Origin of the sequence: Infirmifilum lucidum (assembly GCF_014876775.1) — an archaeon.
Classification (GTDB): Archaea; Thermoproteota; Thermoprotei; order Thermofilales; family Thermofilaceae; genus Thermofilum; species Thermofilum lucidum.
In genome coordinates, this window is the sequence record NZ_CP062310.1 from 492,565 (window position 1) to 511,365 (window position 18,801).

An 18,801-nucleotide genomic window follows, 5' to 3' on the forward strand; every position below is an offset into this window, starting at 1 on the left:
GTGCAGGCACCGCACGACGTGAGGAGAGTAAAGGAAGAGATAAGGAAGAGCATTTGGTCAAGGCTCCTGGCCGAGAGAGTGGCTCTCCCCCCGTTCCCGATTGAGGGCAGGATCCCGAACTTTCGGGGCGCCGAGGCGGCTGCCAGGAGACTAGTAGAAAGCAACATCTTCCAGGATGCTAGAGTCGTGTTCTGCAATCCGGACACGCCTCAGCGTTACGTGAGGGAAGCCGTCTTGAGGAGCGGAAAGTTGCTCATCATGGCCTCCCCTAGATTGCGTAAAGGCTTCATCCTCGTGAATCCAAGGAATATACCCAGAGCGGCCATCCCTCGCGCCTCAACAATACGCGGAGCATTTGAATACGGCAGATTCATCACGCTGGACGTGCCGCCAATAGACCTGAAAGTCGCGGGAAGCGTAGCGGTAGACACGTATGGAGGGAGGGTCGGGAAAGGTGGAGGTTTCAGCGACCTCGAATTCGGGATCCTCAGAACTCTGGGGGCCATCGACGACTCTGCCCCGATAGTCACCACGGTTCACGACCTACAGGTGGTGGACGGCGTGCCCATGCTGAAGCACGATGTGCCCGTGGACTATGTGGTGACTCCTACTCGTAGTATTAAGACTCAGAGGAAGTACCTCAGGCCGGAGGGCATCTACTGGGATCTGCTCGGAGAGGACTACATCACGAGTATCCCAATCCTCAGGGATTTGCGAAGGTTTTCCAAGAAATAAGCCTTTAAAAGCAACTGAGGAGAGTGGATACGTATGAAGATTCTAGTGACAAACGACGACGGCCCCTTCTCGCCGGGACTGGCGCTACTACGGGAGGCTGTCCGGGATTTAGGAGAAGTCTATGTCGTAGTCCCAGAGACGCCGAAGTCAGCCACGGGCCTCGGCCTGACCCTCCACAAACCCGTCCGGGTCAACAAGCTAAAGACAGACGGGGAGCCTGTGTACCTGGTTAGCGGAACCCCCTCCGACGTCATCTACATTGCCATGAACGTAGTCACGGGTAAACCGGATATAGTGTTCTCCGGGATAAACATCGGGGATAACTTGAGTATCCAGGTGATCCTTACCTCTGGCACTCTGGGGGCTGTCCTCCAGGCATCAATCGAGGGCACGCCTGGGGTGGCCTTCAGCGCGTGCGTTGACTCCCCAGAGGAGTTGGAGGAGCCAGAGTACCACAGGTTCGTCCTCAACGCCACCCGTGCAATCGCCGAGAGCGTGGTCAAGCGCGGCTTCCCCCCGGGCGTCGACGCGCTCAACGTAAACTTTCCGCCTGTAATTTCGACGGACGTTGTCATGGCGAGGCCGGCTAAGCGTAGGTTTGCCGCGGCGGTAGTCAAGCGGAGAGACCCCCATGGGAGACCGTACTACTGGCTCTATGGGCAACCCGTGGAGGCCGAGGAGGACAGCGACGTCCACGCGGTACTGGAGGACGGCAAGATAGCCATTACACCTATTTCTCTCGGCTCTCTTTTCGAGTTCAGAACGGAGAGTTTGGCGAGCATAGTGGAGGAGGTGAAGAAAAAGCTGGGGGGTGCTCTTGGCTAAAAACTTCATTGTAACAGGCCGGCCGGGCATAGGGAAGACTACGTGCCTCAGGAAGGTTGCTGAAATCCTGACGAGCAGGGGCATTGTTGTAGGCGGCATGTTGACTCTCGAGGTGAGAGAGGCGGGGGTGAGGAAGGGGTTCGAGATTGTAGACCTCCTGAGCAACGCTAGGGGTGTCCTCGCAAGCGTGGAGCTAAAGAGCGGCCCTAGGATAGGGAGGTACACAGTGAACGTTAGGGATTTAGAGGGCGTGGGGGTGAACGCCATCTACGCGGCAGTGGATAAGGCTTCAGTAGTAATTATAGACGAGATAGGCCCTATGGAGCTCCTCAGCCCCAAGTTCAAGGAGGCTGTCATGGCGGCGCTTGACTCCAAGAGACCTGTCGCCGCTTCTATACACGAGAGGGCAGGCAAAGATCCTTACGGGAAAAGCATCTTATCAAGGGGAGACGTGGAGCTGGTGGAGCTCAGCTTTGCCAACCGCGACCGCGTGCCGGTGGAGATAGCGAGGAAAATCGCGAACCTCCTGGCGTCCTAGTAGACTAGCCTGTATATCTCGCGGGCCACGTCCTCTGTAATTTCAAAGGGAGAGTTCAAGAGGTTCCTCTGGTAGCGTAGGCCGTCTCTTACGAAGTGCTCTAATCTCTCCTCTGGGACACCAAGTTCTCTTAGCCTGAGAGGAGCACCTATACTAGCCTTCAAGGACTGTAGCAACTCGCCTAGCCCTCCGGCTGGCCTGGAGACTCCTATGCTCTCGAAGAACGTCTCCGCTCTCTCGGGCATGTAGGCCTCGTAGAAGCGGGCGGCGCCGGGTAGTATCATCGCATTTGCCAGGCCGTGGGGGATACCGAGCTCCACCGTGAGAGTGTAGCCCAGGCCGTGCCCCACGTTCGTCCCCGTGTAGTTTATTGCCAGGCCCGCGAGCATACTGGCGTAGAGCATCTTCTCCCTGCACTCCAGCACCCCTGAGACCGCGCAGGGCAGGTAGCGGAACGCGATTCTTGCCGCCTCTAGGGACAGTATGTCCGAGTAGGGGGTACTGCGCCTGCTGAAGAATGCTTCAATGGCGTGGCTCAGCGCATCGAGTCCGGTGCTCGCACTCTGATCCCTTGGCAGGTGCTTGAGGACTTCTGGGTCAAGGAGAGCGTAGTCGGGGTACAGCCCGTCGCCTGAGATAGCGACCTTCATTTTGCTGGCCTCGTCTACAAGAACACTGTACTTCGTTACTTCGCTACCTGTCCCGTGCGTGGTTGGAATAGCTATCAGGGGCTTAAGCTTCTGGTTCACAGACTTCGGGTAGACGTAGTCAGAGACCCTCCCCCCAAGAGTGTAAGTGACGTTGACCGCCTTAGCAACGTCTACTACGCTTCCGCCCCCGAAGGCCACGAAGACATCGACTCCAGCAGTACGTGCAACCTCGAGGCACTTCTCGACTGTAGTGTACGTTGGATTAGGCTCGACTCCTTGGAAGAAGCTCGCCCTTACACCATGCTCTTCCAAGAGCTTTTTAATCCTCTCGTCGTAGCCGTACCTCCTAGCAAAGCCCCTCCCAGTGATGACGAGAGCGTGGGAGCCCACCCCTGAAGCTAGTTCCCCCACTCTGTCTAGCGAGCCACGTCCGAAGATCACGCGCGTCGGCTGCCAGACGGAGAACTCCACGCCTCTACTCATAGCTTTAAAGATAGGAGTTGCGCCGAAAATACTTTATGCCTAACTCCGGCTTGAGGAGGTACTACTTGACAAAGTCAGGGTAGTACTCTCTCAGCACTCTCTTCATGTCGACTCTAGGCGCGAACGTCAGAATAGAGCTTAGGGCTATCGTCTGGAAGCCCTCCCGATCCGAGTTGAAGAGGTCAAGCGCCTTCTGGAGCTTCGCTTCTAGCTCCTCGTACTCTCTAGCATCTATCTCCGCCACCCGTGGATCGCGGCCGAAGTCGACCAGATCCCTTATATCATGCCCGAATAGCCAGCCATTTACGCCATCGGTTATCAGCTCGACGGCAGCACCGTCCCGGGAGGCAATGGGCACTGTGCCGTTCACGGCTGCCTTCATGAAGCTCGTCCCACTCGCCTCCCAGCCGGAGAAAGGCGTGAAGAGGAGGATGTCTCCTCCGGCCAGGATGACTCTAGCCTTCCCCACGTCGTAGTCGTGGAAGTAAACGACGTTGCTGTACTTTTTCTCGAGCTCCTTGAAGGCCTTCATGAACTGTAGCCCCTCCTTGTCCTCCGGGTGGGCTTTCCCGCCGAGGACGAATACGGCTTCGTCTCTCAGCTCTTCCACCAGCCTGGTGACGAAGTAGGGCCTCTTGTACTTCGTCAACCTCCTAGCCCAGACTATGACTGCTCGATCTTTAATTGCCTGCACGGGCTTCTTGGCGTTTACGAGCCTGGCCAGATCTCCGCGGGCCTCGCTCTTCGAAGAGGAGAAGCTCTCGCTGTTAAGCTCGCCCTTCTCGTACTTCTCCCTGATTCTCCTGTGCATCCACCTCTCGAGGTCGATCCCGTTCGTGACGAACCGGGCTTTCTCGAGTAAATGGGGGATTACGCGCCTCATGATGTCGTAGTGCTTCGCCGAGACCATTATCACTTCACCTGACATGATGGCTCCGAGAGTCGTGAGCACGACCTTCTCCTCTATCATCTTGTAGCCGAACTCCTTCTCGAAGAAGTCTCTAGGAAATGCAGGGTGCCCCCACGGGCCTGGCGTGTGCACTATTAGCCTGTAGCGCCCGGGTAGTCTCAAGATGAGGGGTAGGAAGGCAGTATACGCTTCCTGGAGGTCGACGTAGCGTATAGACTCGGGATCCAGGACTTCCTTGATATACTCAGCAGAGGCCCTGGCTAGCAGGACGTACTTGAGGAACCTCTCCGGGAGGTCTTTCTCGATAAAGAGGCGATCCGTGAGGTGTATCGCCCACTCCGGCGCCTGGGGATCGAAGAAGATCACGCTCGCGCTCCCCCTCCTGTACTGCCAGGCCACTACGCTCGCGCTCTCGCCCTTGAGCTTTAACTCGAGCTCGCAGCACTTTTGGAGCCCTCCGAGGAAGCTCTGTGGTTGCGGCTGGGCCCTGGGGACTGGGGTGCCGTCCGCGTCGAAATCGTAGTCGACGTAGCCGCCCCGGTACAGGAGCGTCAGCACGTAGTAGTTCAGCCCGAGCCTAGCGGCTGTGTAGAACTTGTCGCCTTCGAGGACGCCAAGCCCGCCGGCATACGTGTACCCTTCATCTAACGCTATTTCGGGCGTGATACTCACAATAGCATCGTCAGACATGTGTCTTAGGATATCTACGAGCCAGTTAAAAAACTTTCAATACTAAGCGCTACTAAGAACTTTTATAATTTCCGCGACCTCTGACATGCTCTTCGCAAAGTAGTCGGGGGCCACACCGCCATTGTACTCGTGGAACCCCGTGAAGGCCACTGTCTTCATCCCGAAGGCTCTAGCGCCTGCGATATCCCCCTCCTCGTCTCCCACGAAGACGCTACGGGATGGCGATATCCCTGTCTGGTGTACTATCACCGAAAAGAACTTCGGGTGTGGCTTGCGGAAGCCTATCTCGTTCGAGAAAGCGAGGTAGTCGAATAGGCCGAGCACCCCTTTCTCCATGAGGAGGATGCGGGCGTGCCTGCCGCTAATGGTGTTAGAGGCTAGTATGACTCTAAAGCCGTGCTCCCGCGCTGTTCGGATTAACTCGACAGCGCCGGGGGCCAGCTCTAGTTGCGTGACGAAGGGGTGTAGGTAGGCCTCTTCCAGCTCCCGGAGTAGGTCTCCAGTGGGCTCTATTCCGAGCTTGTCCAGGAGGATTATTGCCTCGCCAATGACGTCTACCTCATGGAGTGTTGTGTTCCTGATTTTGTCGGCAAGCCTCCTCGCGTCCATATAAGCCTTATACACGGCATCGAAGCTCAACTCATCCTGGTCTAGAGCCCGTAGTATCATCTTGGCCCTCATCAGGTGGTACTCCTCGAGCGGCAGCCTGGGCCAGAAGAGGGTGCCCCAGAGGTCTAGGAGGAGCCCTCTCTCCACCTCTCGTAGCACCTCTTGAGAACCTCGAGGTTAAGCTCACCCGCTACCACGGGGACTGCTAGGTCGAAGTTCACGAGAACTTGCGGGTGAATCTCCCCTAATATACCGAGTTCGCCGCAGTCTGTGTCTACTCTAGCGGTTCTACCAGCTATGAAACTCTTGTGCTCCAAGTGTCCGAGCTCGTACCTCACATTGAAGAGCGAGCAGAGAGCTTTTAGAACTGCTAAGCCATCCGTGAGCGTCACGCCTCTACCCGCTATCGCAAAGGCGAGGTGGCGCTCGTCGCGTGCCCTGTTTTCACGCGAAAGGTCTGGGATCACTACATCGCCTACCTCGAATATCCTCTGCGGGTAGCCTGCGTGCTTGCTGTTCGATAGAGTCGAGAGTAGCTGGGGCACTATCCACACACGTAGGGCGTGGTACATCTCGTGCCTCGGATTCTCCACTTCTACTAGTTCCCCGGCTTCCAGGCCCATCTTGGTGAACATGAGCTCTCTGCTCGTCATAATGTAGCTGTTCACCTCCAGGAAGCCCATCCCGACCATTGCCTCGCGGACAGCCCTGGAGAAAACCTCTAGCCCGTCCTCGCGCCCGGGGTGGAGAGGGGGCATGTACTGCGGCTCTATCCTATCGTAGCCATACGCCATTGCGACTTCTTCTGCAATGTCCACGGGGTGGAGTATGTCTACCCGGAAGTAGGGGTAAGCCACGAGTAGCTCGCTCCCGCTTTTCTCAGTCGCGTCCATCCGCATCCTGGCCAGCAGGGACTTTGTCTCGGGTACACCCAGGTCTATCCCGAGCAACCTCTTGTTCAGGGAGACGTCGTAAAGTATCGTCTCCGGGTCGAGCCTCGGGGAGAGCTCAGATCTGTCCGCGAAGACATTTCTCACATGGTAGATCGTCCCTCCCCTGACGGCCACGGCCGACGTAACTAGGGCTATGACCCTCCTGCCTGCCTCCGGATCTGTGCTCGTCACGTCGACGAGGATATCCCTTGTGGACTCCGTCACCTTGAAGTCCTCGCTGTTAGTTATTGGCGGGAAGCTAACGACTTTACCCGCAGCGTCCAGGATTAACGGGAAGACGCTCTGCCCCTCGAGTAAGTGCCTATAGGCCATCCCCTTCGGGTGCTCGCTGAGCACCTGCAGGGGGGTCATCTCCACGGTGAAGCCGAGCGGCCTGAACTTCACAGAGTCTGGCCTAACGCCGACGTACCTGATAGGGAACTCTACGCCGTTGAGGTCGTAGAGCCCTATCGAGACCTTCCTCCTGTCCCTGCCGTAAGTGAGGTGTACCTTCTCTTGGAGCTGCATCAACTGGCGTATCGCCTCGTCGTCTAGCCTGACGCCCTTCACGACGGCGAAGAACGCGTATGGCCTGTACTCCGGCCCCTCGATTCGGGCTTCGCCGGCTAGGCCCCCGTAGTTGAACCTTGGCAGGCCCTCCTCCACCCCCAGAAGCCCCTTTAGGTAGACCGAGAGCAGTTCGGCGGAGTAGAGATCCGGCCTATCGTGCGTAGCCTCGTAGGCGACTCTAGAGTCGCTAATCTCCTCTACCTCGCACTTCAGCCTTGGTAGTAGATCCTCCAGCTCGCTGGCCGAGAGGCTCCGGCCGACAAGCCTCTCGATGTCCCAAAGACTCACCTCTACTACAGGCATCCCGCGTCACCTCAGCAGGCTCAGCGGTATAGGCCGGGGAGTACGCCTTATGAATTCGAGATCCTGTGTGAAGAGGAGCCGGATGTCGTCTATTCCGAGCACTGCCATGGCTATCCTGTCGATGCCTATACCCCATGCTGCGACGTTTACGTCCTTAACCCCTAGGGCCGAGAGCATCTCCGGGCGGAACATCCCACCTGGGAAGACTTCTATCCAGCCCAGTTTCTCGTGCTTTATGAAGCCCTCCACGCTTGGCTCCGTGAAGGGGAAGTAGGCCGGCTTGACCTTGACCCTCCCCAGCCCCAGTCTCCTCGCCATTTCGTCGAAGAAGCCAAGGAGGTTTCTGAACGTTACGTGCTGCCCGACGATGATGCCCTCGAGCTGGTAGAACTCCATGCTGTGCTTAGCGTCGAGGTTCTCCGGCCTGAACACTCTGTCTAGGGAGAAGCACATGTACTCCCCGGGGCCGCGCTGGTAGAGTGTTCTAGCAGAGACTGCTGTTGTCTGCGTGCGGAGTATGAGCCTGAGCGCCCTCGAGGGATTCCACTTGTAGCCCCACCCGCGGGATCCTGTGCCGCCCCCGCTCTCATGGACGGCTGCGATTCTCCTCAGGAGCTCTTCGTCGTGGAAGGAGCCTTGGATACCTCCCTTTACGAAATACGTGTCGTGTATCTCCCTAGCCGGGTGATCCTGGGCTTGGAAGAGGGCGTCGAAGTTCCACAGCTCGAGCTCTACGTGTGGGCCTTTCATCTCCTCGAAGCCCATCTCTACAAGGATTTCTCTGAGCCAGTCGAGGAATTCCAGGTACGGGTGCTTGCGGCCGAGGAGCACTCTAGGGGGCTCGGCGCTGAGGTCGAAAGGCTTGAATACGGCCTCCCTCCAGGCGCCGCTTACTACCAACTCGGGTGTAAGCTCTGTTACCACTCTGGCCTCTAGCACGAGTCCCTTATCCCAGAGCTCTAGTAGACGAGCAGTGGGTCCGGCTCTAAGCCTGGCGCGTTTCCTTGCCTCTATGAGACCCCGCCTCCTGAGAGCGTTTGCAACATCACTATCAGGCTGGGAGCCCTGGGCGACAAGGCGTAGCGCACTCCTATTCCTCTCTACGAGCTCTTGGGCCCTGCTAGCATCAACCAGGCTTACAACGCCTGACTTGAACGAGACAGCCTTGGCCGCGGCGAGCTGCATGAGGCCTAACTCTACCTCGCCCTCAGAAACACCGCTCCTCGCCCCCAGCGCGAGGAGATCGGTCTTCGGGAGCTCGCCTCGGGCTTTGAGGATTCCTAGGACTTTCTCCTCTGGGAGGCCCTCGGCCAGGCATCTCTCGCCCTCCTTCGTCAAGACGTAGAGCACTTCTTCCGCTCTTTCAACCTCAAGGAGCCCCTTAGCTTTCAACTCCTCTAGATCCCGCATTATGTCTTCCCGTCTCACGCCGAGAACGGACGCGAGCACGTCTACATCGTCAACCCCTCTTAGAACCGCTTCGACTAGCCTCTTCTGCCTCTCTGGGAGAAAAACCTTCTCTAAAATTGGCGCTCCATGGGCACCACGAAGGCTATCCATACGGTCACCTTTAAACTTTACTCAGAAGAACTGGACATAATGATTTATATTGTTTGCCCCCGTATATCGGTACCCGGGGATACTATTTGCTAGACCCCTACGAGATCAGGAAAGACTTCCCGATATTCACGAGGAAGGTTCACGGAAAGACACTCATATACTTCGACAACGCTGCCACGAGCCAGAGGCCGGTACAGGTTATTGAAGCTGTCGACAGCTTCTACAGGAACCAGAACGCCAACATCGGCAGAAGTGTCCACGAGCTCGCGTTGACTGCAACAGAGGCGTACGAGGCCTCGCGTAAGATAGTCGCCGCGTTCATAGGGGCCAGGCCGGACGAACTCGTCTTTACGAAGAACGCGACCGAGAGCATAAACCTCGCCGCTTACTCCCTGCTAGTCTCCGGGCACCTCCGCAGCGGGGACGAAGTGCTCGTCACGCGAATGGAGCACCATAGCAACCTCCTCCCGTGGGTGCGCGTCGCCAGAGTCGCCGGGGCGAGGCTCAGGATCATCGAGGTCAGGGAGGACGGGACACTCGACCTGGACGACTTCTACAGGAAACTCTCGGATAAGACGAGGGTTCTCGCAGTAACGCACGTGAGCAACGTTACAGGGGTCATTAACCCTGTTAAGGAGCTCTGTGAAGAAGCCCACAAGCACGGCGCCCTGTGCCTCGTCGACGGAGCCCAGAGCGTGCCGCACATGCACGTGGACGTGGGCAGGATTAAGCCCGACTTCCTAGCGTTCTCTGGGCATAAGATGCTGGGGCCCATGGGCATCGGAGGGCTGTACGTAACCCGGGAGCTGGCGGAGAAGCTCGAGCCCCCGTTTCCTGGCGGAGGGGCCATCTCGCTGGTCGGGTGCGGGGTAGATGAATGTAGTGCCGAGTGGCTGCAAGCCCCTCACAAGTTCGAGGCCGGCACCCCTAACGTGGCTGGCGCTGTAGGCCTTTCAGCTGCAGTCGAGTACCTGGAGAAACTGGGCATGGAGGACGTCGAGGAGCACGAGAGGAGGCTGACTAAGAAGGCTCTCGACATTCTGCAGGGGCTCGGGGTGAAGGTGTACGGCCCCCTAGACCCAAGGGAGAGGACTGGAGTTGTCAGCTTCAACGTTGGAAAGCTCACGCCGCACGAAGTAGCACAGCTGCTGGACAGCGAGGGAATAGCTGTGAGAAGCGGCCACCACTGCGCCTTACCGCTCATAAAGAGGCTGGGAGCACCCCTCGGGACTGTGAGGGCTAGCTTCTACATCTACAACACGCTCGAGGAGCTGGACGTGTTCGAAGAGGCTCTCAGGAAGATACTGGTGGTTGCAGTGGGCTAGACGGCGTCCTGTACGTACTCTAGCCCCTTCCTCAAAGCCTCCTCGGCGCGGACTAGCTCTCTGGCCAGGTACGACGCGTGCCTGGGCATTAGAGCGTCGAGGTTAACCTGGCCTAGGATCTCCTTGGCGCTGGTGCCGGTGTAGCTCTCGACGAGGACGCCTTCCTGGTCTCTCAGTTCTAGGACTATTCTGCCGCCTTCGAGCCTTACTATGAAATTGCCCTTGGGGTCCTCTACGAATGCCGCGAAGCCCCTCTTTTCCCGGCTCACGACTTCCTGCGCGCGTAGCCAGTCGTGCTCGTAGACGTGTAGCGAGGCGCTGAAGACTATTAGGAAGCCGGGCTTCACGCTCCGGCCTGTCCTCTCGGAGAGGAGGCTTGAGACGTGCTCCATTAGCCTCAGTAGGCCGTAGACGTTGACGGGCCAGCCGGCGTAGGCGTCGTGGCTCCTGAAGTACGCTAGCTGGTTGTACCTGCCCCCTGAGAGGTCTCCCTGAATCGCTACGAGGCACGGGGGATCCCTGCTCCAGGGGTCTACCTGGAAGTCCCACGTCAAGGCAATAGCCCTCCTAGTGCTAGGCGAGGAGGCAAGTTTAGACACTATGAGCTCTAGCTGATCCCCGGCCTCCCTGTGCCTGCGTAGCCTCTCGCCGTACGAGTAGCTCGCACCTTCTACACCCCTGATTAGCGACTCCACGTGTCTCTCTAGCTCGTCCCGTGGGAAGAACTCGCCGAGCCTCTCCGCAGACTTCAGGGCCTTCTCCGCGTAGAGCACAACCTGGGCCCCGAGCAGCTGTTTCTGCATCTCCCCGTACTCGCTCTCCTTGAGGAAACCCCAGGTCATCACGGCGTCGAGGAGCTTCCCCCAGGCCCTCACGACGTCGTCCTCGACTATGCTCAGGCCCGCCACCTGCAAGGGCCAGGAGGAGGCCTTAACCTCCCTTAGTTCGAGGTTTACACGCTGCCTCTTGGCGCCCGGCGAGTAGCTTCTAGCTACGGCCTCTGCAAGTGCGTTAAAGTCGTTCTTTTTGAAGGCTTCGCGGAGGTCTACGACCTTGACGCTATCTATTATAGGCTTGACCTCCTCGAGGGGCCACATAAGCCTCAGGCCTTCAGGAACCCTGCCCCTGAAGAGCTCGACGAGCGCCTCCCCGCTCCCCGAGAGGTCTGCCCCGAAAACAATGACCGAGTCTATCTCCGTGTGCTGGGATAGGGTGTACAGGAGGTAGTTTATCCCGTACCTGGTGTAAAGGGTGCCGACGATGTTAACCTTCGTGTCGACGCCGAGCTCCCTGAGCTTCCCAACTACAAGCTCCTTCTTCGTCCATAGGGTGGCCACCGCCACATTGGACTCGGGGTTCAGGACTACAATGTCAGGCATGCAGCAGCGTCAAGGTTGAGACTGAAAGAGAGTATAAGAGGCTAACACTGGAAATATGGGCGGCGAAAGTCATCCATAAGAGTAAGTGTCCCCTCCGATGACGACGGGGAACGTCTTCTGAATCACCGTGCTGCCGCTCGAGTCCAGCACCCTTATAGTGGCGTCCCGCAGAACAGAGCTGTTCAAGACCCACAACCGGGCCACACCCGTCGAGTCAGCGATTGCACGTGCAACAGTGTTGCCCGAGAAGTCCACGAGCAGCACGCTCCAGCCCTGCTGTAGCCCAGTTACCGTCACGTACCTGGGGTCTCCAGTGGCGACGACGACGTCGTCGAAGAGCGTTGAAGATGACCCGTCCACGGCCAGGCCTATGTATGAGGGCTTCACCACAGAGTCGCTCGCGGAGACTGTAGCCAACTGGTTGCCGCTGGAGTCATAGAGGACGGCAGTAATAGTGTTCGGCGGGCCTCTCGTAAACACGAGGTAGAGAGTGTACCATGTCCCCGTGTAAGCAGCAGTTGTCGACTTTAGAGGCCTCCAGTTCCCCGTGAACCTCCATATGTATAGGTAGAGGTAGGAGGTAGATACTGGACTAATAGAGACCTCATAGAAGAACGCCGTAGTGCTCAGAGAGTCAAGTAAGCCAAAGCCTCTGTACGTGTAATCTACTTTCACATTTCCGAGCTTGACCACAGCGTATATTGTTGCGGGTAGCTGTGTGTTGTTGGCGAAAATGGAGTCGCCGCCGGGGCCCTGGCTGTTGTCGCTACCGCTTAACGCGTAGCCTCTCCAGCCCCCTGTCGCTGTGCTCCATGTCCCGCCGAGTTGCGTCCAGCCTGAGGGGAGCGCGCTTGACTCGAAGTCCTCGTATACTATTGCGCTCCGGGACTGGAGGAAGATGTCTCTGGCGATCACCGTGAATGTCTTCACGTCGTCGTAGTTTCCAGTGGCGAGGTTCTTCACCTTGATTGTCCAGGTGTATGTCCCGCGCGTTGACGGGAGCTTTATAACAACGACTGCCTGTTGGGGTGTTGCCGGAGGCACTGTCACCTGCGTGCTGTTTACAAGGTTGCCTGACTGGTCGTAGACCTCGACTTGGGCTACACCTGTAGACTGGCCAGTGTTGTTGACTGTGACTACTAGCCGTTGCTGCGAGGAGACTGCCCCAGTTACTGTCGTGTTGTAGCTCAGTACCACGAATTTAGGTGGCAGCGCGGGTTGGAATACAGCTGTCAAGTTTACGAAGCTGGTCACAGTGACGGTTACGGTTTGGCTGGAGGAGTATACGGTTCCGTTCAGGAGCCAGTACTTGAAGGCGTAGCCGGTACTGGGGTTCGCCGTGACTGTTACTTGAGAGCCTAGCGGGTACGTGTATGTCCCTGGCGGGGGGTTTGTTGTCCCAGAGCCGGGCGGGTACACAGCTATCAAGAGAGTACCGGCTGCAGGAGGGGCTGCTCCTCCGAGCAGTCGGGGTGGCGTTGGGCGTAAGATATACACTCTAGTCGACGTGGTGACTCTAACCTCATTCACCGAGGAGGAGTTCGGCTGCACCGGGATCTGTGGCAGCACTCCGCCGGGCGGGAGCACGGCGTTGAGCGGCATCCTCTTCGCGGCTGTACTGGTGACTACCCACAGGCCGTAGAGGGCAGTGTAGCCCGGGCCCCTGTTCACGATCTTGAGGTAGAAGCCTGTAGCGTTGTAGCGCGTGAGGTTTGTCTGGACTCTGTCAAAGAGGAGCGTGAAGTTCTTGGGATGTAGCACTGAGAGGATGTAGTTTGTGGACGTTACTTGGACGCTTGAAGTCGCGTTTGCTGGCAGGATGTACGCCGTGTAGAATGCGTAGCTCCCCGAGGAGGTCTTAGTGTAAATTTCCAGGCATATAGTGGCGCTAGGCCTGAGGTACAGACCCTGCGTAAGGTTTACAGTGTCCAGTGGAACAGACACTGAGACGTTTACCCGGAGCAGGTACCCGCTTGACGTAGCCGTGGGGGTGAGGAGGAGGCCTTTCCCGTCCGGTGCCTCGAGAGTCCCTGTAGAGACAGAAGTTCCATTGAGAACATTTACCCTAAGCGAGATCGGACTGTTATTGCCACTAACTGATGTTGCATACGTGTCGTTTACTGAGAAGGTGAGGGCTCCTTCGCCCGCTCTCTGCGCTTGAACCTGGGAGGCTATTGCCTGTAGCTCGGTTTGTGACCTCATGTACTGCACCAGGACTACTGCCGCCAGCACGAGGACTATCGTGAGGAATACTGCCCCAAGAGCAGACGCCTGCGCCCTACGGGACCACATAGTCTCTCGCCTCGAAGCAGTTGGTGTAGGAGCAGACTCCCACGTTGTAGGTTCCCTTTGCTGTGAAGCTTGTACATATGCTCTTCGACTGTCCTGCGGGAATCGGGGCGTAACCGCTCCACGCCAAGGTTCCGTTGAGGTACACTGAGACTATCTCGGAAGAAACATCGCCTGTGTTGGTGACGTGGACGCATATGGTATTTGTACTACTGTTCTTTTCGAGCAACTCCACCAGGAGGTACTCTCGCAACCCCTTCTCGGAGGCGAGGCGCTCCCTCTCGATCCTCTGCGAAATCTGTTGCCAGGTGGGGTAGAAGAAGTTCCACGCTAGCGCCCAGAGCGCGACCGCTATGGCCATCAGTAGGAGGGTGGCTACGACTTCCGCCTGGGCAGCGCGCATAATAGACCTCTGCGTAATCTCAGCAAGGGCAAGTATATATTGTTACCCGATGGAAGGAACATTGATGGAGAGGAAATTCGTGCCGAAAATGGGGTTAGAAGTTGCAGCCATCGGGATGGGCACGTGGGATATCGGGGGTGGGTTCTGGACTCCGGATTACACTCGCGACGACGAGTGGGTCGAGGCCTTAAGGTACGGGCTGGAGTTGGGCCTCACACTCATCGACACAGCCGAGATGTATGGCGGTGGCCACGCCGAGGAGCTCGTGGGCAGGGCTATCAGGGGTTTTAGCCGGGAGGAGCTCTTCATAGTCTCGAAGGTCTGGCAGACCCACGCCGCCAGGGATGAGGTCGTCAAGGCCGCTGAGGCTAGCGTCAAGAGGCTTGGGACGTATGTTGACCTCTACCTCATCCACTGGCCCCCAGAGGGCGTAGAGCTGTGCGAGACAATGAGGGGCTTGGAGGAGGCTGTGGAGAGGGGCTATGCGAGGTTCATCGGGGTAAGCAACTTCGGCGTAGAGCTAATAGAGGAAGCCAGGAGCTGTCTAAGCCACGTCGACGTCGTGGCCGTGGAGAACAAGTTTAGCCTGCTCGACCGCAGAGACGAGAGCTCTGTTATACCCTATGCCGAGAGGGAGGGCATGCTCTACCTGGCGTACACGCCCCTCGAGAAGGGTCAGCTGGCTAGAGACCCCTTTCTAGCAAGCATTGGAGCTAAGTACGGCAAGACAGCTGCGCAAGTCGCGCTCAACTGGCTCTTGGGGTTCAAGCCCGTGGTGCCGATACCGAAAGCCAGCGATAAACGCCACATTAAGGAGAATGCAGGCGCGGCTGGGTGGAGGCTGAGCGAGGAGGACTGGAGGCTTATATCTGAGAAGTACAGGAGGGTCGTAGTGTAGAGGTATGAGCCTCCGGGTCTACAGGAACGAGGACGTTAAGAGGGTTATCGCCTTCATACCGCCAGGGCACAGGCATGTAAGAGTCTTGATTGAGCTACCCGACACTGCCATTGTTCTGCAAGAGGCTGCCGTCACCGGCATCGTGAGGGCCTACGTGGACGTCGCCACGCACCCAGTACGGAGGGCTGTAGAGCTAGTTTCCCGCAGGCTCAGCGAGAGGAAGACAGGTTACGCCGAGAGCCAGCTCGTAGAGTCTGGTAGAAGCGAAGAAGAGGTTATAAAAGAACTGGAGAAACTTCTATCTGGGTGATGATAAGCCGTGTAGCCTATCCGCTAGTTCCTCTGCCAGCTTGCTAGGAGTTATTGCCTTGACTCCTAGGCGCCTAGCTACCTGCTGCACGTGAGTTAGCATGAAGCCGTGCGACTCCAGGAAGTCAGCGTCGCCTAGAACATCGAGCGTGCTGCCGTCCCTTATCACCCTGCCCTTCTCGAGCACGATTATGCGGGAGGCGTAGCGGGCAAGTAGATCCAGGTCGTGCGTTATCACCACTATAGTCTTGCCGGAGGCGTTTAAGGCATTAAGGGTGTCGAAGAGCATTAAGCTACGCCCATAGTCTAGGCCCGTTGTTGGCTCGTCTAGCACCAGTGCCCGCGAGCCCATGACCAACACGCTTGCTATTGCCAGGCGGTGTTTCTCGCCGAAGCTGAGTGTCTGGGGCGGCGTGTCTAGTGGCTTGTTTAGGTCTACTGCTCTAAGAGCCTCCTGCACCCTTTTCTCGATCTCGCTCTCGGGGAAGCCCAGGTTCCTGAGGGCGAAGGCTACTTCGTCTCTCACAGTCTGGGAGAATATCATCATGTCCGGGTTCTGGAACACGTAGGAGACAATCCTGGCGGCCTCGGACGCCGGTAGGCTCTTTGAGTCTTTTCCGTCTATTAGAACCCTGCCTCTCGTCGGCTTGAGCAGTGACGTCGCGAGCTTAGCCAGCGTAGTCTTGCCGGCACCGCTGTGGCCTATCACGCCGACAAACTCGCCGCTTTCTATGCTGAGAGAGACACCCTGTATGGCTCTTACACCTGTAGGGTAGACGAAGTCGACGTCTTCAAACCTAATCATGGGACACACCCAGGAATTTCTCAAAATTTCTTAGGCGCACCGGGAAGCCAACGTTTATGCCTCTCCTGTACAACTCATATGCTACCTCGGTTACTCCGGGCGGGCGGACTCCTAGCTTTGTGACAGCCGCGATGTCCGAGAAAACATCGTCCGGGGTGCCACCTAGGACTATGCGCCCATCGGCCATTAGATAGACTCTGTCTGCAACGTCCACAGCCCACTCTACTCTGTGTTCAGCGGCAATAATAGTCAGCCCATACTCCTCCTTGAGAGTCGTTATCGCCTTTAGAACGAGCCTAGTGCCTGTGTGGTCTAGCATTGACGTCGGCTCGTCCAGGAGTAGTAGCTTGGGCTTCATCGTCAAGACGCTCGCGATAGCGACTAGTTGCTTCTCGCCTCCTGATAGAGTCTGGGGATCCTTGTTCTCGTACCCCCTCAACCCGAGGGCGTCGAGAGCCCACTCAACACGGCTTATTACCTCCTCCTTTGGGAGGCCAAGGTTCTCAGGGGCCATTGCGAGCTCCTCGTACACCGAGCGTGTTATGATCTGTATCTCGGGGTTCTGGTACACGATGCCAACCCTGCCCCTCAGAGCCCTATAGCCCTGCTTAACAGGGTTTATTCCGTCGATGATAACCTCTCCCTCTACAACCCCCGGGATGACGCCCGGCAGGAGGCCGGCTATGACATTGAGCAGAGTGCTCTTACCGCACCCGCTGGGGCCCATTAGGACTATCATTTCACCCCTAGACGCCTCTAGCGAGACGTCTTCAACAATCCACTTCTCGGAAGTTACGTACCTTGCGTAGACGTTCTTCAGGCTCACTACCCTATCAGGCCCAGACCCCATGCCGCGACCACCCCGTAAAACACCAGAGACAGTGCCGAGAATACGGTATCGGGCGGTTTCCACGAGGGCTCGAAGATGTAGGTTTTCCTCCCGTAGCCCGCCCCCCTAGTTGCCAGTACTAGGCTTAGATCCCATATGTCTGAGAGCATCTTGGAGAAGAGCGGCACGATTATAGGAATGTGTTTCCTCACCCTGTCAAGTATGCCACCCCTGTCTAAGGCTAGCCCTCTAGCCCTCTGCGCGTCTATGACGTCCCCGGCTGCGCGAACCATTGTGGGCATAAGGCTTAGGGCTATCACGAACGTAAGTGCCAGTTTGTGGGGGACTTTAAACTTCTCTAGGGTCCACATTAGGAGGTATGGTTTAGTCGAGGCAAAGAAGACTACAAACGCGAGGATTGGATTAATTATAAGGAAGAACTTGCCGAGTGCCACGAGCAGCCCGACGTCCGTCAGTCTTAGCCAGCCTAGCTCTAGGAGGATATTCCCCTGGGAGCTGTAGATCCCGGCCCATATCAGCGTAGTCACGAGCAAGAAAACCATGGAGTTGAATATGAGGAGCACTGCTAGGCCTGAACCTAAACCTGATAGCGAAAGCGCTAGGATCGTCGAAAGGAAAACTGGCAGGCTCTTAAGGCCGTTGAACTGTGTGGCTATAGACGCTACTAGTACGAGTAAGACCCACAGAAGTTTTGAGCGTGGATCTAAACTGTGCATCAAGGACTTTCTCTCAATATAAAGGCCTGCAAACATAAACCGCTACCTCTGTAAGGTGTTTGTAGTAAAGAAAGGGAGAAAAATATTTTTATTGCGGTGCCTTAACCCTGTCCTTCCAGTAGAGGCCTCTGCCTTTAACGAATGGGAATAGCAGCACGCCGAGGATTGGCGAGAGAATAGCATTGACTGCAATGTTGTTGCTCAGTATGCTTGGTGCAATTATCCCCCAGATTACGAATAATGGCAAGCCGATCAAGGCCTGCGTCACGTGAAGCCACCAGCATATATACAGCGCGCTGACAAGTGCTTGAACGATAACGCCCCAGATGTAGAACTCACCTATCGAGGATGTAGTCTTGAAGCTTTGGTCTTTCACGAACTTATAGGGAATGTACGCAATCAGGAAGTTTCCGACAAAACCTCCAATAGACCCCACGCCGAAGTATCCTGCTAGAATGTCTGCTATGAGGTTGCCGAAGGCTGCACCAAGCGCACCGGGTATGCCGAAGAACATCCCGAAGAGGGGGGCAAGGGAGTTCGCGGGTCTAAGCCACGTGAAACCGGGGACGATAGTTATCGGGGCTGTAGCTGCTAGTAAAGCCCCGTAGACTGCCGCGCTGAGAGCCGCGAGCGCTATGTCGATTACTCCCCAGTCCCCGATGCCTTGTCCTGTTCTCTTGAGCCCCCTGCCCGTTATTGTAAAGCCCGCCAGCTCCAGGAGAAAAACCGCCGTGCCTATAAGCCACACCACGGCTCCGACATAGAATACGGCATCTGTAAACTGTGTGAAGAAGCGCGAAATTGGGAAGACACTCCACGGATCCTTGGGGTTCGTGACGACTGCAAGCCAGAACTCGTATATTATCGCAATGGCGATGATAATGCCGACGAGCACTGCAGCAAAGTACAACGCCTTTCCAGGCGCCTTCTGCTCTGTCATATGCTTTACAACTAGTCCAAGAGTAGTATATAAACTTTCTCGGTCATAAATAATGAAGGCATTCCTATAGGGGGAAGTTTGC

Annotated in this window: 18 protein-coding genes; 6 read left to right on the top strand and 12 right to left on the bottom strand. The window is 56.9% G+C overall.

Annotation, left to right across the window (positions count from 1 at the left end; genetic code table 11):
* Genes IG193_RS02730 through IG193_RS02740 form a run of 3 tightly spaced genes read left to right on the top strand, consistent with a single transcriptional unit; the run spans window position 1 to window position 2,098 of the window.
* Window positions 1–735, top strand: coding sequence for a 5-formyltetrahydrofolate cyclo-ligase (locus IG193_RS02730; RefSeq protein ID WP_225876111.1), 735 nt, complete (start codon window positions 1–3; stop codon window positions 733–735).
* A gap of 33 nt (window positions 736–768) precedes the next feature.
* Window positions 769–1,560: a 5'/3'-nucleotidase SurE gene (gene surE / locus IG193_RS02735; protein WP_192819367.1), complete on the top strand. Its 792-nt coding sequence runs from the start codon at window positions 769–771 to the stop codon at window positions 1,558–1,560.
* The gene (locus tag IG193_RS02740) at window positions 1,553–2,098 is read left to right on the top strand and encodes an NTPase (RefSeq protein ID WP_192819368.1); all 546 of its coding nucleotides are present in this window, start codon (window positions 1,553–1,555) and stop codon (window positions 2,096–2,098) included. The genes surE and IG193_RS02740 overlap by 8 nt, the downstream gene beginning before the upstream one ends.
* On the opposite strand, the gene IG193_RS02745 is transcribed toward IG193_RS02740, so the two are convergent.
* The 5 genes from IG193_RS02745 to pheS all read right to left on the bottom strand — a co-directional run bounded on the left by IG193_RS02745 (window position 2,095) and on the right by pheS (window position 8,805).
* On the bottom strand, window positions 2,095–3,231 hold the full coding sequence (locus IG193_RS02745) for an iron-containing alcohol dehydrogenase (protein WP_192819369.1): 1,137 nt from the start codon (window positions 3,229–3,231) through the stop codon (window positions 2,095–2,097). The two genes, IG193_RS02740 and IG193_RS02745, sit on opposite strands and share 4 nt — an antisense overlap.
* A 61-nt stretch (window positions 3,232–3,292) precedes the next feature.
* On the bottom strand, window positions 3,293–4,831 hold the full coding sequence (locus IG193_RS02750) for a glycogen/starch/alpha-glucan phosphorylase (protein WP_192819370.1): 1,539 nt from the start codon (window positions 4,829–4,831) through the stop codon (window positions 3,293–3,295).
* Window positions 4,832–4,873: 42 nt separating this feature from the next.
* Entirely contained in the window at window positions 4,874–5,587 is a 714-nt protein-coding gene (locus tag IG193_RS02755; RefSeq protein WP_192819371.1) for an HAD family hydrolase, read from the bottom strand.
* Window positions 5,566–7,245, bottom strand: coding sequence for a phenylalanine--tRNA ligase subunit beta (gene pheT / locus IG193_RS02760; protein WP_192819372.1), 1,680 nt, complete (start codon window positions 7,243–7,245; stop codon window positions 5,566–5,568). Before pheT ends, IG193_RS02755 begins: the two co-directional genes overlap by 22 nt.
* 6 nt (window positions 7,246–7,251) lie before the next feature.
* On the bottom strand, window positions 7,252–8,805 hold the full coding sequence (gene pheS, locus IG193_RS02765) for a phenylalanine--tRNA ligase subunit alpha (RefSeq protein WP_192819373.1): 1,554 nt from the start codon (window positions 8,803–8,805) through the stop codon (window positions 7,252–7,254).
* An 86-nt stretch (window positions 8,806–8,891) separates the two neighbouring features.
* Here pheS and IG193_RS02770 point away from each other — a divergent pair, with 86 nt between their 5' ends.
* Window positions 8,892–10,130, top strand: a complete 1,239-nt coding sequence (locus IG193_RS02770) for an aminotransferase class V-fold PLP-dependent enzyme (protein WP_192819374.1) — start codon at window positions 8,892–8,894, stop codon at window positions 10,128–10,130.
* Here IG193_RS02770 and IG193_RS02775 read toward each other — a convergent pair.
* The 3 genes from IG193_RS02775 to IG193_RS02785 form a co-directional block, all read right to left on the bottom strand.
* On the bottom strand, window positions 10,127–11,509 hold the full coding sequence (locus tag IG193_RS02775; RefSeq protein WP_192819375.1) for a thymidylate synthase: 1,383 nt from the start codon (window positions 11,507–11,509) through the stop codon (window positions 10,127–10,129). The genes IG193_RS02770 and IG193_RS02775 overlap by 4 nt on opposite strands.
* Window positions 11,510–11,578: 69 nt before the next feature.
* On the bottom strand, window positions 11,579–13,801 hold the full coding sequence (locus IG193_RS02780; RefSeq protein WP_192819376.1) for an InlB B-repeat-containing protein: 2,223 nt from the start codon (window positions 13,799–13,801) through the stop codon (window positions 11,579–11,581).
* Window positions 13,788–14,201: a hypothetical protein gene (locus IG193_RS02785; protein WP_192819377.1), complete on the bottom strand. Its 414-nt coding sequence runs from the start codon at window positions 14,199–14,201 to the stop codon at window positions 13,788–13,790. Before IG193_RS02785 ends, IG193_RS02780 begins: the two co-directional genes overlap by 14 nt.
* A 64-nt stretch (window positions 14,202–14,265) precedes the next feature.
* Between IG193_RS02785 and IG193_RS02790 the strand changes: the two genes are divergently transcribed.
* Both IG193_RS02790 and IG193_RS02795 read left to right on the top strand, forming a co-directional pair.
* On the top strand, window positions 14,266–15,099 hold the full coding sequence (locus tag IG193_RS02790; RefSeq protein WP_192819378.1) for an aldo/keto reductase: 834 nt from the start codon (window positions 14,266–14,268) through the stop codon (window positions 15,097–15,099).
* 4 nt (window positions 15,100–15,103) lie between these two features.
* The gene (locus tag IG193_RS02795; protein ID WP_192819379.1) at window positions 15,104–15,409 is read left to right on the top strand and encodes a hypothetical protein; all 306 of its coding nucleotides are present in this window, start codon (window positions 15,104–15,106) and stop codon (window positions 15,407–15,409) included.
* Here the strand turns inward: IG193_RS02795 and IG193_RS02800 are convergent.
* The 4 genes from IG193_RS02800 to IG193_RS02815 are packed head-to-tail and all read right to left on the bottom strand — an operon-like array spanning window position 15,398 to window position 18,719.
* Window positions 15,398–16,213, bottom strand: coding sequence for an energy-coupling factor ABC transporter ATP-binding protein (locus IG193_RS02800; RefSeq protein ID WP_192819380.1), 816 nt, complete (start codon window positions 16,211–16,213; stop codon window positions 15,398–15,400). The two genes, IG193_RS02795 and IG193_RS02800, sit on opposite strands and share 12 nt — an antisense overlap.
* Window positions 16,206–17,063, bottom strand: coding sequence for an energy-coupling factor ABC transporter ATP-binding protein (locus IG193_RS02805; protein WP_192819381.1), 858 nt, complete (start codon window positions 17,061–17,063; stop codon window positions 16,206–16,208). The genes IG193_RS02800 and IG193_RS02805 overlap by 8 nt, the downstream gene beginning before the upstream one ends.
* The gene (locus IG193_RS02810; protein WP_192819382.1) at window positions 17,039–17,815 is read right to left on the bottom strand and encodes an energy-coupling factor transporter transmembrane component T family protein; all 777 of its coding nucleotides are present in this window, start codon (window positions 17,813–17,815) and stop codon (window positions 17,039–17,041) included. The genes IG193_RS02805 and IG193_RS02810 overlap by 25 nt, the downstream gene beginning before the upstream one ends.
* 52 nt (window positions 17,816–17,867) lie before the next feature.
* Window positions 17,868–18,719 carry a QueT transporter family protein gene (locus tag IG193_RS02815; RefSeq protein ID WP_192819383.1) on the bottom strand — a complete coding sequence of 284 codons (852 nt, stop codon included), beginning with the start codon at window positions 18,717–18,719 and terminating at the stop codon, window positions 17,868–17,870.
* Between the last annotated feature and the right edge of the window lie 82 nt (window positions 18,720–18,801).

Excerpts from the sequence above, each read along its gene's own strand:
- surE (WP_192819367.1), top strand. The coding sequence starts at position 769 with ATGAAGATTCTAGTGACAAACGACGACGGCCCCTTCTCGCCGGGACTG.
- IG193_RS02745 (WP_192819369.1), bottom strand. The coding sequence starts at position 3,231 with ATGAGTAGAGGCGTGGAGTTCTCCGTCTGGCAGCCGACGCGCGTGATC.
- IG193_RS02750 (WP_192819370.1), bottom strand. The coding sequence starts at position 4,831 with ATGTCTGACGATGCTATTGTGAGTATCACGCCCGAAATAGCGTTAGAT.
- pheT (WP_192819372.1), bottom strand. The coding sequence starts at position 7,245 with ATGCCTGTAGTAGAGGTGAGTCTTTGGGACATCGAGAGGCTTGTCGGC.
- pheS (WP_192819373.1), bottom strand. The coding sequence starts at position 8,805 with ATGGATAGCCTTCGTGGTGCCCATGGAGCGCCAATTTTAGAGAAGGTT.
- IG193_RS02775 (WP_192819375.1), bottom strand. The coding sequence starts at position 11,509 with ATGCCTGACATTGTAGTCCTGAACCCCGAGTCCAATGTGGCGGTGGCC.
- IG193_RS02780 (WP_192819376.1), bottom strand. The coding sequence starts at position 13,801 with ATGTGGTCCCGTAGGGCGCAGGCGTCTGCTCTTGGGGCAGTATTCCTC.
- IG193_RS02785 (WP_192819377.1), bottom strand. The coding sequence starts at position 14,201 with ATGCGCGCTGCCCAGGCGGAAGTCGTAGCCACCCTCCTACTGATGGCC.
- IG193_RS02790 (WP_192819378.1), top strand. The coding sequence starts at position 14,266 with ATGGAGAGGAAATTCGTGCCGAAAATGGGGTTAGAAGTTGCAGCCATC.
- IG193_RS02795 (WP_192819379.1), top strand. The coding sequence starts at position 15,104 with ATGAGCCTCCGGGTCTACAGGAACGAGGACGTTAAGAGGGTTATCGCC.
- IG193_RS02800 (WP_192819380.1), bottom strand. The coding sequence starts at position 16,213 with ATGATTAGGTTTGAAGACGTCGACTTCGTCTACCCTACAGGTGTAAGA.
- IG193_RS02805 (WP_192819381.1), bottom strand. The coding sequence starts at position 17,063 with ATGGGGTCTGGGCCTGATAGGGTAGTGAGCCTGAAGAACGTCTACGCA.
- IG193_RS02810 (WP_192819382.1), bottom strand. The coding sequence starts at position 17,815 with ATGTTTGCAGGCCTTTATATTGAGAGAAAGTCCTTGATGCACAGTTTA.
- IG193_RS02815 (WP_192819383.1), bottom strand. The coding sequence starts at position 18,719 with ATGACAGAGCAGAAGGCGCCTGGAAAGGCGTTGTACTTTGCTGCAGTG.